Origin of the sequence: Paracoccus solventivorans, assembly GCF_900142875.1 — a bacterium.
Taxonomy (GTDB): Bacteria; Pseudomonadota; Alphaproteobacteria; order Rhodobacterales; family Rhodobacteraceae; genus Paracoccus; species Paracoccus solventivorans.
Map to the genome: position 1 here is coordinate 106,639 of NZ_FRCK01000011.1, position 12,112 is coordinate 118,750.

Annotated in this window: 11 protein-coding genes; 10 read left to right on the plus strand and 1 reads right to left on the minus strand. The window is 69.7% G+C overall.

What is annotated here, in order from left to right; translation table 11 throughout:
* Positions 1 to 111 precede the first annotated feature (111 nt).
* From BUB57_RS16935 to BUB57_RS14405, 4 genes are read left to right on the plus strand one after another with little or no spacing between them, the layout of a single operon-like run.
* The gene (locus BUB57_RS16935) at positions 112 to 1,119 is read left to right on the plus strand and encodes an ABC transporter permease (RefSeq protein ID WP_073068246.1); all 1,008 of its coding nucleotides are present in this window, start codon (positions 112 to 114) and stop codon (positions 1,117 to 1,119) included.
* Positions 1,116 to 1,976, plus strand: coding sequence for an ABC transporter permease (locus tag BUB57_RS16940; protein ID WP_073068248.1), 861 nt, complete (start codon positions 1,116 to 1,118; stop codon positions 1,974 to 1,976). Before BUB57_RS16935 ends, BUB57_RS16940 begins: the two co-directional genes overlap by 4 nt.
* Entirely contained in the window at positions 1,973 to 2,941 is a 969-nt protein-coding gene (locus tag BUB57_RS14400; RefSeq protein WP_073068250.1) for an ABC transporter ATP-binding protein, read from the plus strand. Before BUB57_RS16940 ends, BUB57_RS14400 begins: the two co-directional genes overlap by 4 nt.
* Positions 2,938 to 3,912 carry an oligopeptide/dipeptide ABC transporter ATP-binding protein gene (locus tag BUB57_RS14405; RefSeq protein ID WP_073068252.1) on the plus strand — a complete coding sequence of 325 codons (975 nt, stop codon included), beginning with the start codon at positions 2,938 to 2,940 and terminating at the stop codon, positions 3,910 to 3,912. Before BUB57_RS14400 ends, BUB57_RS14405 begins: the two co-directional genes overlap by 4 nt.
* Here the strand turns inward: BUB57_RS14405 and mprF are convergent.
* Entirely contained in the window at positions 3,909 to 6,524 is a 2,616-nt protein-coding gene (gene mprF / locus BUB57_RS14410) for a bifunctional lysylphosphatidylglycerol flippase/synthetase MprF (protein ID WP_073068254.1), read from the minus strand. The genes BUB57_RS14405 and mprF overlap by 4 nt on opposite strands.
* 326 nt (positions 6,525 to 6,850) lie before the next feature.
* Here mprF and BUB57_RS14415 point away from each other — a divergent pair, with 326 nt between their 5' ends.
* From BUB57_RS14415 to BUB57_RS16640, 6 genes are all read left to right on the plus strand, one after another.
* Positions 6,851 to 7,828, plus strand: a complete 978-nt coding sequence (locus BUB57_RS14415; protein WP_084732181.1) for a DMT family transporter — start codon at positions 6,851 to 6,853, stop codon at positions 7,826 to 7,828.
* Positions 7,828 to 8,676: a glycosyltransferase gene (locus BUB57_RS14420; RefSeq protein WP_073068255.1), complete on the plus strand. Its 849-nt coding sequence runs from the start codon at positions 7,828 to 7,830 to the stop codon at positions 8,674 to 8,676. The genes BUB57_RS14415 and BUB57_RS14420 overlap by 1 nt, the downstream gene beginning before the upstream one ends.
* Positions 8,677 to 8,941: 265 nt before the next feature.
* A complete protein-coding gene (gene rpsL / locus BUB57_RS14425) occupies positions 8,942 to 9,313 on the plus strand; it encodes a 30S ribosomal protein S12 (protein WP_073068257.1) in 372 nt (123 codons plus the stop codon).
* 12 nt (positions 9,314 to 9,325) lie between these two features.
* Positions 9,326 to 9,796: a 30S ribosomal protein S7 gene (rpsG, locus tag BUB57_RS14430; RefSeq protein WP_073068259.1), complete on the plus strand. Its 471-nt coding sequence runs from the start codon at positions 9,326 to 9,328 to the stop codon at positions 9,794 to 9,796.
* 10 nt (positions 9,797 to 9,806) lie between these two features.
* Entirely contained in the window at positions 9,807 to 11,930 is a 2,124-nt protein-coding gene (fusA, locus tag BUB57_RS14435) for an elongation factor G (RefSeq protein ID WP_073068261.1), read from the plus strand.
* A gap of 88 nt (positions 11,931 to 12,018) precedes the next feature.
* Positions 12,019 to 12,112, plus strand: a 94-nt coding sequence (locus BUB57_RS16640; protein WP_143159744.1) for a GTP-binding protein, incomplete at its 3' end; no start/stop codon positions are given.

Below are 12,112 nucleotides of genomic sequence, written 5' to 3' on the forward strand. Positions count from 1 at the left end.
CGGTGGGGAGGGCAGGAAACTGCCGAACGTGGTGCCTGCCCGCGCTGCCGGGGACACGCGTCCCCGCCCCGCCCCGCCCCCGGCCTCGACGCCGCGCGCCCGGGGGGCGGCATGAGCCGGGTCGGGCTGCGCCTGCTTTCGGCCATTCCGACGCTGTTCGGGGTGGTGGTGGTGACCTTTCTGCTGACCCGGGTGCTGCCCGGCGATCCGGCGGTGTTCTTTGCCTCGAACCCGGCGATGAGCGCGGCCGACATTGCCGCGGTGCGCGAAACCCTGGGGCTGGACCAGCCGCTATACCAACAGTTCCTGATCTATCTGGGCAATCTGGCGCAGGGCGACCTGGGACGCTCGATCGCGACCGGGCAGCCGGTGGCGGCCGAGTTCGCGCGGCGGCTGCCCGCCTCGGCCGAGCTGACCTGCCTGGCGTTCCTGCTGGCGGTTTCGGTGGCGGTGCCGCTGGGGCTGGCGGCGGCGCTGCGGCCGGGGTCGCTGGTCGACCACGCGGTGCGGCTGATCGTGACGCTGGGGGTGTCGATGCCGACCTTCGTCACCGGGCTGCTGATGATCTATGTGTTCTATGTTCTGGCCGGGGTGGTGCCCGAGCCCATCGGCCGGCTGGACCCGTTCCTGTTCGAGCCGGCGCGCGTCACCGGCTTCCTGACCATCGACGCGCTGCTGGCCGGCGACCGCCAAATCCTTGCCGCCGCGCTGCACCAGATGCTGCTGCCAGCGGCGACCATGGCGCTGTTCGCGCTGGCGCCGCTGACGCGGATGACCCGCGCCGCGATGATCGCCACGCTGGGGTCCGAGTTCATCCGCACCGCCCGCGCCGCCGGGCTGTCGCGGGGCCGGATCGTCGTGGTCTATGCGCTGCGCAACGCGCTGCTGCCGGTGGTGACCACCATGGGGATGGTGTTTTCCTACATGCTGGGCGCCAATGTGCTGGTCGAGCGGGTGTTTTCCTGGCCCGGCATCGGGGCTTTCGCGATCGACAGCATCGTCAACCTGGACTACGCGCCGCTGCAGGGGTTCATGCTGATCATGGCGGCGCTGTTCATCGCGGTGAATCTGGTCGTCGACATCGTCTCGGCGATCATCGACCCGAGGGTGGGGCATTGACCCACCCCGTCCACCCTGTGCGGCAAGGCGGGCTGCGCCGCGCGCTGCGGGGCAATCCGCTGAACCTGTTCGCGCTGGCGCTGTTCGCGCTGCTGTGCTTCGCCGCCGCCTTCGGGCCGCTGCTGGTGCCGCATGACCCGCTCGCGACCGACGCAGCGGCGGCGTTGCAGCCGCCCTCGGCCCGCCACTGGTTCGGCACCGACCAGATCGGCCGCGACCTGTTTTCGCGGGTGGTGGTGGCGACGCGGCTGGACCTGCTGATCGCGCTGGGCGCGGTCTCGCTGTCGCTGGTCGCGGGGTCGGCTCTGGGGGCGATCATCGGCTATTGGGGCGGCGTGCTGGACACGGTGGTGTCGCGACTGGTCGATGTGCTGATGGCGTTTCCGCTGTTCGTGCTGGCGATGGCGCTGGTGGCGGCGCTGGGCAATTCGGTCATCAACGTGGTCTATGCCACCGCCATCGTGAACCTGCCCTTCTACATCAGGCTGGCCCGCAGCGAGGTGCGGCCGCGCCGCGCGCTGGGCTATGTCGAGGCCGCGCGGGCGGGCGGCTCGGGCGACTGGCGGATCCTGCTGCGCCACCTGATCCCCAACATCGCGGCGCCGCTGGTGATCCAGGCCTCGGTCAATCTGGGCTGGGCGGTGCTGAACGCGGCGGCGCTGTCGTTCCTGGGGCTGGGGGTGCGGCCGCCGACTCCGGAATGGGGGATCATGGTGGCCGAGGGGGCGCGGTTCATCGCCTCGGGGGAATGGTGGATCGTGACCTTTCCGGGGCTGGCGCTGATGCTGGCGGTGCTGGCCTTCAACCTGCTGGGCGATGCGCTGCGCGACCTGCTGGACCCGAGGCTGCGCAGATGACGCCGCTGCTGTCCATCCGCGCCCTGTCGGTCGAGTTCGACACCAGCCACGGCACCGTCCACGCGCTGGACCGGCTGTCCTTCGACATCGCCCCGGGCGAGATCCTGGGGATCATCGGCGAATCCGGCTCGGGCAAGTCGGTGACGGCCTATGCGGTGATGGGCATCCTCGACCGCGCCGCCCGCATCACCGGCGGCGAGATCCTGTTTCGGGGCGAAAACCTGCTGGCGATGGCGCCGCGGGCGCGGGACGCCTGGCGCGGGCGCGGCGCGGCGATGGTGTTTCAGAACCCGCGCACGGCGCTGAACCCGATCCGCACGGTGGGCGACCAGATCGCCGACGTGGTGGCCCGCCACAGCGGCCTGTCCCGGCGCGCCGTCCGCGCGCGGGTGCAGGAGCTGCTGCGCCATGTCCGCATCCCCGACCCGGAACGGCGGGCGCTTGCCTATCCGTTCCAGCTGTCGGGCGGGCTGTGCCAGCGCGTCGGCATCGCCATGGCGCTGGCCTGCGCGCCGCGGCTGCTGATCGCGGACGAGCCGACCACCGGGCTGGACGTCACCACCCAGGCGGCGATCATGGAGCTGATCCGCGAGCGCGCGCGCGATTCCGGCACCGCGGTGGCGCTGATCACCCACGATCTTGCGCTGGCGGCCGAGACCTGCGACCGGCTGGTGATCATGCACGCGGGCCATGTGGTCGAGGCGGCGCCCACCGCCGCGATCCTGAGCCGCCCGCGTCACCCCTATACGGCGGGGCTGCTGCGCTCGGTCCCGTCGCTGGCGGGCAGCATCGCGCAGTTGCAGGCGGTCCCCGGCAGCCTGCCCGACCTGCGGCGCGCCGACCTGCCGCCCTGCCGCTTTGCCGAGCGCTGCCCCCGCCGCCTGCCGCGCTGCGACGCGCCGGGGCCGCTGGCGCTGGAAGAAATCGCGCCCGGGCATCTTGCCGCCTGCCGGAACCTGCCATGACCGCGCTGCTTCAGGCCCGCAACCTCAGCTGCCATTTCCGGCTGCGGCGGGAAACCCTGTTCGGCCGGCCGCCGCTGCTGCACGCCGTCGATGGGGTGGACCTGACGATCCACGCCGGCGAGGCGCTGGGGCTGGTTGGGGAATCCGGCTGCGGCAAGTCCACCTTAGCGCGGCTGCTGGCGCGGCTGCTGGACCCGACCGGGGGGCAGCTGTTCCTGCACGGGGCCGAGATCAGCCGCGAATCGGTGTCGCGCTTTGCCCGCTCGGACCGGCGGCGCGCGATCCAGATGGTGTTCCAAGACCCGACCGAAAGCCTCAATCCGCTGCTGACGGTGTTCCAGTCGATCGCCGATCCGGGGGGGCGGCTGCTGGGGCCGCTGTCGCGAACCGCCCTGCGCCAGCGGGTCGAGGAGGCGGCGGCGGCCGTGAACCTGCCGCTCGAGTTCTTGGACCGCTATCCCCACCAGCTTTCCGGCGGGCAAAAGGCGCGCGTCGGCATCGCCCGCGCGCTGGTGGTCGAGCCGCAGCTGCTGGTGCTGGACGAGCCGACCTCGGCGCTGGATGTCTCGGTGCAGGCCACGGTGCTGCAACTGCTGGACCGGCTGCGGCGGGACCGCGGCATCGCGCTGCTGTTTGTCAGCCACGATCTGAACGTGGTGCGGCTTTTGTGCCAGCGCATCGCGGTGATGTATCTGGGGGAGATCGTCGAGACGGGGGCGGCGGCCGACATCTACCGCGCGCCCGCCCACCCCTATACGCGGGCGCTGCTGTCGGCGATCCCGTCGCTGCGCCCCCGCGGGGCCGGGCGCATCAGGCTGGACGGAGAGCCGCAGAGCCCGGTCAACCCCTGCGCCACGCGCTGCCGGTTTGCCGGGCGCTGCTTCATGGAGCAGCCGCTGTGCACGCAGGTGGCGCCAGAGCTGCGGGCACTGCCGGGCGGACGGCAAGTGCGCTGCCACTATGCCGGCTAGCCACGCCCGTTCGGCGGCTTTCCGGCGATCAGCCGCGCGGCGTCGGCCAGCGGGCGCAGCGGCGGCAGGCGGCTGGGGGCGGCCAGGTAATGCGGACGCCACTCGGGCGCGAACTTCTCCTTGAACGCCCGCAGCCCGGCGAAGTTGTAGAAGCTGCCGCCGTGGCGATAGATCAGCGCCCCGAAACGGTCCCACAGCCGGCGGCTGCGTTCCGGCTGCAGCCCCGACAGCGGCGCCATCCCGAGCGAGAACCTTGCATAGCCGCGATCCTTCAGCGCCAGCATCAGCGCGGTGAACAGGAACTCCATGGTCTCGGGCGGGGCATCGTGGCGGTGGCGCATCAGGTCGATGGTCGCGGCCTGGCCGTCCCCGGTCGGCAGCAGATTGGCAAAGGCCATGATCCGCCCGTGCTGGCGCACCAGCGCCACCGGCCAGCGGTCCAGCCAGTCGGGATCGAAGCGCCCGACCGAGAACCCCTTTTCCCGCGCATTCCGCGCCGCCAGCCAGTCGTCCGAAATCTCGCGCAGCGCCGCGATCAGCGCCGGATCGTGGGGCGGGGCGGAAAGGTCGAGGCTCAGCCCGTCGCGCAGGCCCCGCGCGTGCGCAGCGCGCAGCCGCTTGCGGCCGGGACCGTCCAGCGAAAACCCGGGCAGCGCGACCTCGGCGGCCTCGCCCATCTTGTGCAGCGTCATCCCCAGCGCCAGCATCAGGGTCACGTCGTCGGGGCCGATCTCGTAGAACACCGGGGCCATGCCGGAATTGCGCGCGGCCTCGGCGAAATCATAGGCGACCTCATTGGCGGCGTCGGGCGGGCCGACCGGGCCGCCATAGGCCAGCCACGACCGCCCCGAGGGCGCGAACATCACGAACGCCCGGCGGTCGCGGGAAAACATCACCGACTTGTCGCCGGTCAGCACCAGCATTGTGTCGGGGTGGCCGCTGGCGGTGGCGATGCGCCCGGCGGCGGCAAGGTCCTCGGCCGAGGGGGGCAGCGGCCGATAGCGCGGCGTGCGCAGCAGCATGACCAGCGCCCCCAGCCCCAGCGTCAGCCCCGCCAGCAGGCTGGCGCGCAGCGCCCTTGGCGCGCGGCTGTCGGTGGCGAACTGCCACCACAGCTCGTTCGCATAGGGGGTGCTTTTATAGGCCAGGAACAGCGCAAAGCCGAAGCCGGTGGCGGCGATGGCCAGCATCGCCAGCCCGCCCGGGGTCAGCACCGCATGGGTCAGCACCGCCTTGCGGTGAAAGGCGCGGCGGAACGGCTGCATGATCAGGATCGCCAGCGCCAGCGTCGCCGCCTGCCGGTAGTCGCTGGGCGGTATCATCGCCACCACGATACCGCCCGCCATCACCGCCAGCGTCAGCCAGAACGCGCCGGCCGAGCGCCGCAACAGCCCCAGCGACAGCACGATCAGTGCCGCGCCCAGCGTGCTGGACAGCAGAACCGAGCCCTCGATGAAGGCCAGCGGGAACAGGGTCTCGGCGGTCTCGGCGGCCTCGGTCAGCGGTGGCAGCAGCGCCGACAGGCTCATCCACAGACCCGAGCCGAAGGTCATCGCCGCCAGCACCAAGGGCGCCAGCGGAGAGACCGCGCGCAGCCCCGGCTCGACCAGCGCCAGCGCCCGGCCCAGGCGCGAGCCGGGCAGGGGGCGGCCGACCAGCCGCCAGCCCTCGAACAGCGCCATGGTGACCAGCGCCAGCGCAAAGGGCACCATGTAATAGATCAGCCGGTAGAGCAGCAGCGCCGCGGCAACTTGTGCGGGGGGCATGGCGGCGGGCATGGCGGCGAGGATGATCGCCTCGAACACGCCGATGCCGCCGGGGACGTGGCTGATCACCCCGGCCATGGTCGCGGCGGCGAAGACCGCGACAAAGGTGAAGAAGCCCGGCGCGCCGTCCGGCAGCAGCAGGTACAGGGTCAGTGCGGAAAACGTCAGGTCGCCCAGGCTGATCGGCACCTGCCCCGCCAGTACCGACAGCCGCGGCGCGCGCAGGGTGAAGCGGCCCAGCGTTACCGCACGCTCGCCCCAGGCGGCCCAGACCAGCGGCACTACGATCGCCGCGATCGCCAATAGCGCCCAGACCCGGATGGTGGCAGGCGCCACGGGAATCATCGCCGTCAGCGCGGTGGGATGCAGCGCCAGCGCCCCCAGCCCGACCAGCGTCGTCATCACCCCGAAGGACACCGAGGTGAAGGTCGAGATCGCCGCGATGTCGTAGCCGTCCAGCCCCAGCCCGGAATAGACCCGCCAGCGCACCGCCCCCCCCGAGATCGGGGTCAGCCCCAGCGTGTTGCCGAAGGCATAGGCCATCAGCCCGCCGCTGAGCACAACCGGCGGCGGCAGCGACTTGCCCCGGTAGCGCAGCGCCGACCAGTCGTAGCCGGCAAGACACAGATACCCCGCCAGCGTCGAGGCCAGCGCCAGCCCGGTCACCGTCCAGGGCGTGGCATGGACCTGGGCCGCGACCTCGTGCAGGTCGACGGGGGCCAGCAGGTGATACAGCGCCAGCAACCCCAGCAGGAACAGCGCGACCGCCGCCAGATAGGGCGCCGCCGCCCGCAGCCGCCATCCCAGAGCCGAGGTGTTTTCGGGAATATTCGCCTCGTGGGACATGAACGCCTGCCGTGATACCGGTGCCGCTGATACCCTGATCGTGGCGCAGGGAAAACCATGATGCGGCGGGACCGCAATGCCGAGCCGCGACGCCAGGGAAAAGCGCCCGGGCCCGGTGGCGGTTCCGGCAGGGGTGCGGTTTTGCCGGCGGGACACGCGGTCGGCGCCCGCGTATGCGGCCCGGCTTGGCGACTGCGCGGCGCGGCTTTGTTGCGGCGAGGGGGCGGCCGGCCGGTCATACGCGGCGGCCTCTCCGGCGAGGCTTCCATATTCCCGCGGCGCGGCGATACTCGGGCGGACAGTCCCTCTCTCCGCCCGGAAGCCTGATGCGCCCCTCATTGATCTCGACCGGCCCCACGCGCGGGCCGCTGCCGGACCCGCAGCCGCGTGCCGGCCACGCCGAAAACCTGCTGGGCGCCGGGCTGATGACCCTGTCGATGCTGGCGATCGTGTCGAACGACAGCGCGATGAAGCTGGCGATCCAGACCCTGCCGCTGTCCCAGGCGATCTTCATCCGCGGGGTGATGGTGACGCTGGTGCTGCTCGTGCTGGTGCGGCGCGACGGCGGGCTTGCCCTGCCCGAGGGGCGCCGCGACCGCGGGCTGCTGGCGTTCCGCACCGTGGCCGAGGTCGCCGCCACGCTGCTGTATCTCAGCGCGCTGCAGTTCATGTCGATCGGGCAGCTGTCGGCGATCAACCAGGCGCAGCCGATCCTGATCATGGTGGCGGCGGCGCTGCTGTTTCGCGAGCGGCTGGGGGTCCGGCGGATGGCGGCGGCGGTGGTCGGGCTGGCGGGGGTGCTGCTGATCCTGCGCCCCGGCACCACCGCGTTCGAGCCGGTGGCGCTGCTGGCCGTGGCCTCGGTGCTGGCGGTGGTGGCGCGCGACCTGGCCAGCCGCGGCTTCAGCCGCGCGGTGCGATCCAGCAGCGTGGCGCTGTGCGCCGCCGTCGGCGTCACCCTGTCGGCGCCGCTGACCGGCGGGCTGGCTGACTGGCGCCTGCCCACCCCGGCCGAACTGGCGGCGCTGTGCGTCGCCGCCGGTTTCCTGACCGTGGCCTATCTGACCGTGGTCTCGGCCATGCGGGTGGGCGAGGTCGGGTTCGTGTCGCCCTTCCGCTACACGCTGCTGGTGTTCGCGTTCCTGCTGGACCTGGCGGTGTTCGGGATCCGGCCCGATGGCTGGACCTGGGCGGGGGCGGCGCTGGTGGTCGGCGCCGGGCTTTACTCGATCATCCGCGAATCGCGGCTGCGTCAGGGGCGGGGGCAGGGGCGGGCGGCGCCGGTGCCGGGGGTACGGCCCTGATGCGGGCGCAGCTGCTGGGGCTGTGCCGGTTTTCCTATCTGGGCGGGCGCGGCTTTCAGGTGGAACACCGCTCGATCGAGGAGCGCCGGGCGTTCCTGTATGACCCGGCACGGCTGGCCCGCCGCTGGGCGTGGTTCGAATCGGTGTCCCTGCCGGGGCTGGTCGGGCAGAGCGACCCCGATTACCGGGTGGTGGTGATGACCGGACCCGACCTGCCGCAGCCCTGGCTGGGCCGCCTGCACGAGATCGCCGCCGCCCACCCGCAGATCGCGGTCGAGCTGGTGCCCCCCATGCCCCACCACCGCGCCGCCTGCGCCCGCGCCCTGCGCCCGCATGTCGAGGCCGCGGCCGACTGGGTCGGGCAGTTCAAGCAGGACGACGACGACGCGGTAGCGCTGGATTTCGTGGCGCGTGCGCGCCGCGACCTGCGGCTGCTGATGCCGATGCTGAAACGCGACGGGCGCGGCTATTGCGACTATATGAAGGGGGTGATCCTGCGCGCCTCGGAAACCGGGGTCGAGCCGCTGCCCCGCCACGTCTATGCCACCGGTGTGGCGCTGGTGATCTGGCAGCGGCCGGATGCGCCGCAGAGCTGCATCGACTATGAGCACTGGCGCATCGGCAGCCACATGAACGGGATCGCGGTGAATGACCGGCCGATGTTCCTGCGCGGGGTCCACCACGACAACGATTCAGGCGCGCTGGGGCCGAACTACCCCTGGACCGACCCGCCCGGGGATCTGGCGCCGCTGCTTGCCCGGCGCTTCGGCGTCGACCTGCCGGCGCTGGACCTCATGGTGCGGGCGGCGGCGCTGCCGGGGGCCGACCGGCCGAAATGGGGCCGCTGACCGCCAGCCCCGGCGCCGGCCCGCGCGCAGATTGACAGGCGGGGCGATTCCCCATATACGCCGCACACCCCGACGCGAAAGCGCCCGGGAATCCCAGAACCTGCAAGGTCATCACCGCGGCCTGTCTTGCTCCTGTGGAATTTGTCCCGTCCAGCCCTGACCGGGTTCGGATGGGTTTGGCGTTTCGCGATGGGCGCGGAATGCTGTCGAGAAGTGGCGCACCAAGGCCCGGGTGCGAGTATCGCAAAGCAATACGGGGAACCGAATGCCGACGATCCAGCAGCTGATCCGCAAACCGCGGCAGCCGAAAGTGCAGCGATCCAAGTCGCAGCACCTGCAAGGAAACCCTCAGAAGCGCGGCGTCTGCACGCGCGTCTACACCACCACGCCGAAAAAGCCGAACTCGGCCATGCGGAAGGTCGCCAAGGTGCGCCTGACCAATGGCTTCGAGGTCATCAGCTATATTCCCGGTGAAAAGCACAACCTGCAGGAACACAGCGTCGTGCTGATCCGCGGCGGCCGGGTGAAAGACCTTCCCGGTGTGCGCTACCACATCCTTCGCGGTGTCCTGGATACGCAGGGCGTCAAAGATCGTCGTCAGCGCCGCTCGAAATACGGCGCCAAGCGTCCGAAGTGAGGGTTTAGATAGATGTCCCGTCGTCACGCCGCTGAAAAGCGCGAAGTCCTGCCCGACGCCAAATATGGCGATCGCGTGCTGACCAAATTCATGAACAACCTGATGGTTGACGGCAAGAAATCCACGGCCGAGCGCATCGTCTACAATGCGCTGGACCGCGTGCAGACCCGGCTCAAGCGCGAGCCGATCGAGGTCTTCCACGAGGCCATGGACAACGTGAAGCCCTCGGTCGAGGTGCGTTCCCGCCGGGTCGGCGGCGCCACCTATCAGGTGCCCGTCGAGGTCCGTCCCATCCGCCGCGAGGCGCTGGCGATCCGCTGGCTGATCGACGCTGCGAAAAAGCGCAACGAAAACACCATGGAAGAGCGCCTTGCCGGCGAGCTTGCCGACGCGGTGAACGGCCGCGGCACCGCGGTGAAGAAGCGCGAAGACACCCACAAGATGGCCGACGCGAACAAGGCGTTCAGCCATTATCGCTGGTAAGGGGGTAACAATGGCACGCGAATATCCGCTGGAGCGCTACCGCAACTTCGGGATCATGGCGCACATCGACGCGGGCAAGACCACCACGACCGAGCGCATCCTGTTCTACACCGGCAAGAACCACAAGATGGGCGAAACCCACGAGGGTGCGTCCACCATGGACTTCATGGAACAGGAAGCCGAGCGGGGGATCACCATCTCTTCGGCCGCGACCACGACCTATTGGGAGCGCCACGAAGACGCCGACTACACCCCGGACCTGTCGAAGAAGCTGCGCTTCAACATCATCGACACCCCCGGCCACGTCGACTTCACCATCGAGGTTGAACGCTCGCTGGCGGTTCTGGACGGCGCCATCGCGCTCCTGGACGCCAACGCCGGCGTCGAGCCGCAGACCGAGACGGTGTGGCGCCAGGCCGACCGCTACAAGGTTCCGCGGCTGGTGTTCGTCAACAAGATGGACAAGATCGGCGCCGACTTCTTCAAGTGCGTCCAGATGATCAAGGACCGCACCGGCGGCACCCCCTGCCCGGTGGCGCTGCCCATCGGCGCCGAGGACAAGCTGGAAGGCATCGTCGACCTGGTGAAGATGGAAGAATGGATCTGGAAGGGCGACGATCTGGGCGCCAGCTGGATCCGTCAGCCGATCCGGGCCGAGCTTCAGGACGTCGCCGAGGAATGGCGCGGCAAGATGATCGAGCTTGCCGTCGAGCAGGACGACGACGCGATGGAGGCCTATCTCGAGGGCAACGAGCCCGACGAGGCGACCCTGCGCGCGCTGATCCGCAAGGGCACGCTGGCGCTGGCCTTCTTCCCGGTGCTGGCCGGTTCGTCCTTCAAGAACAAGGGCGTGCAGCCGCTGCTGAACGCGGTCGTGGACTATCTGCCCAGCCCGCTGGACGTGCCGGCCTATGTCGGCTTCGCCCCGGGCGACGAATCGGAAACCCGCAACATCGAGCGTCATGCCTCGGACGAAGAGCCGTTCTCGGCGCTGGCGTTCAAGATCATGAACGACCCCTTCGTCGGCTCGCTGACCTTCACGCGCATCTATTCCGGCGCGCTGAAGAAGGGCGACCAGATGATGAACTCGACCAAGGGCAAGCGTGAGCGTGTCGGCCGGATGATGGTCATGCACGCCGCCTCGCGCGAGGAAATCGACGAGGCGCACGCCGGCGACATCATCGCGCTGGCCGGGCTGAAGGAAACCACCACCGGGGACACGCTCTGCGATCCCGTCAAGCCGGTGGTTCTGGAAACCATGACCTTCCCCGATCCGGTGATCGAGATCGCGGTCGAGCCGAAATCCAAGGCCGACCAGGAAAAGATGGGGATCGCGCTGGCCCGCCTGGCCGCCGAGGACCCGTCCTTCCGCGTCGAGACCGATCTGGAATCGGGCCAGACCATCATGAAGGGCATGGGCGAACTTCACCTCGACATCCTGGTCGACCGCATGAAGCGGGAGTTCAAGGTCGAGGCGAATATCGGCGCCCCGCAGGTGGCCTATCGCGAGACCATCAGCCACGCGACCGAGATCGACTATACCCACAAGAAACAGACCGGCGGGACCGGCCAGTTCGCGCGGGTCAAGCTCGAGATCGCGCCGACCGAGCCGGGCGAGGGCTACTCGTTCGAATCGAAGATCGTCGGCGGTGCGGTGCCCAAGGAATACATCCCGGGTGTCGAAAAGGGCATCAAGTCGGTGATGGATTCGGGTCCGCTGGCCGGCTTCCCGGTGATCGACTTCAAGGTGGCGCTGGTCGACGGTGCCTTCCACGACGTCGACTCGTCGGTGCTGGCGTTCGAGATCGCCGCGCGGGCCGGTATGCGCGAGGGCCTGAAAAAGGCCGGCGCCAAGCTGCTGGAGCCGATCATGAAGGTCGAGGTGGTCACGCCCGAGGAGTACACGGGTTCGATCATCGGCGACCTGACCAGCCGTCGCGGCATGGTGCGCGGGCAGGATACCCGCGGCAACGCCAACGTGATCGACGCGATGGTGCCGCTGGCCAATATGTTCGGCTACATCAACAACCTGCGCTCGATGTCTTCGGGCCGCGCGGTGTTCACGATGCAGTTCGACCATTACGAGGCCGTGCCGCAGAACATCTCGGACGAGATCCAGAAGAAATACGCGTAATTCCGGCGGTGCGTGGGGAAACCTGCGCACCCTACCCACCCCGTAGGGTGCGTGGTGTCCACGCACCGTCATCATAGGAGCTTTGCAGATGGCAAAGGCAAAATTCGAACGCACGAAACCGCACGTCAACATCGGGACGATCGGTCACGTTGACCACGGCAAGACGACGACGACGGCTGCGA

Bases quoted from the DNA above. Each gene is read 5' to 3' on its own strand.
- BUB57_RS14405 (WP_073068252.1), top strand. From the start codon at position 2,938: ATGACCGCGCTGCTTCAGGCCCGCAACCTCAGCTGCCATTTCCGGCTG.
- BUB57_RS14420 (WP_073068255.1), top strand. From the start codon at position 7,828: ATGCGGGCGCAGCTGCTGGGGCTGTGCCGGTTTTCCTATCTGGGCGGG.
- rpsG (WP_073068259.1), top strand. From the start codon at position 9,326: ATGTCCCGTCGTCACGCCGCTGAAAAGCGCGAAGTCCTGCCCGACGCC.
- mprF (WP_073068254.1), bottom strand. From the start codon at position 6,524: ATGTCCCACGAGGCGAATATTCCCGAAAACACCTCGGCTCTGGGATGG.
- BUB57_RS14400 (WP_073068250.1), top strand. From the start codon at position 1,973: ATGACGCCGCTGCTGTCCATCCGCGCCCTGTCGGTCGAGTTCGACACC.
- fusA (WP_073068261.1), top strand. From the start codon at position 9,807: ATGGCACGCGAATATCCGCTGGAGCGCTACCGCAACTTCGGGATCATG.
- rpsL (WP_073068257.1), top strand. From the start codon at position 8,942: ATGCCGACGATCCAGCAGCTGATCCGCAAACCGCGGCAGCCGAAAGTG.
- BUB57_RS14415 (WP_084732181.1), top strand. From the start codon at position 6,851: ATGCGCCCCTCATTGATCTCGACCGGCCCCACGCGCGGGCCGCTGCCG.
- BUB57_RS16935 (WP_073068246.1), top strand. From the start codon at position 112: ATGAGCCGGGTCGGGCTGCGCCTGCTTTCGGCCATTCCGACGCTGTTC.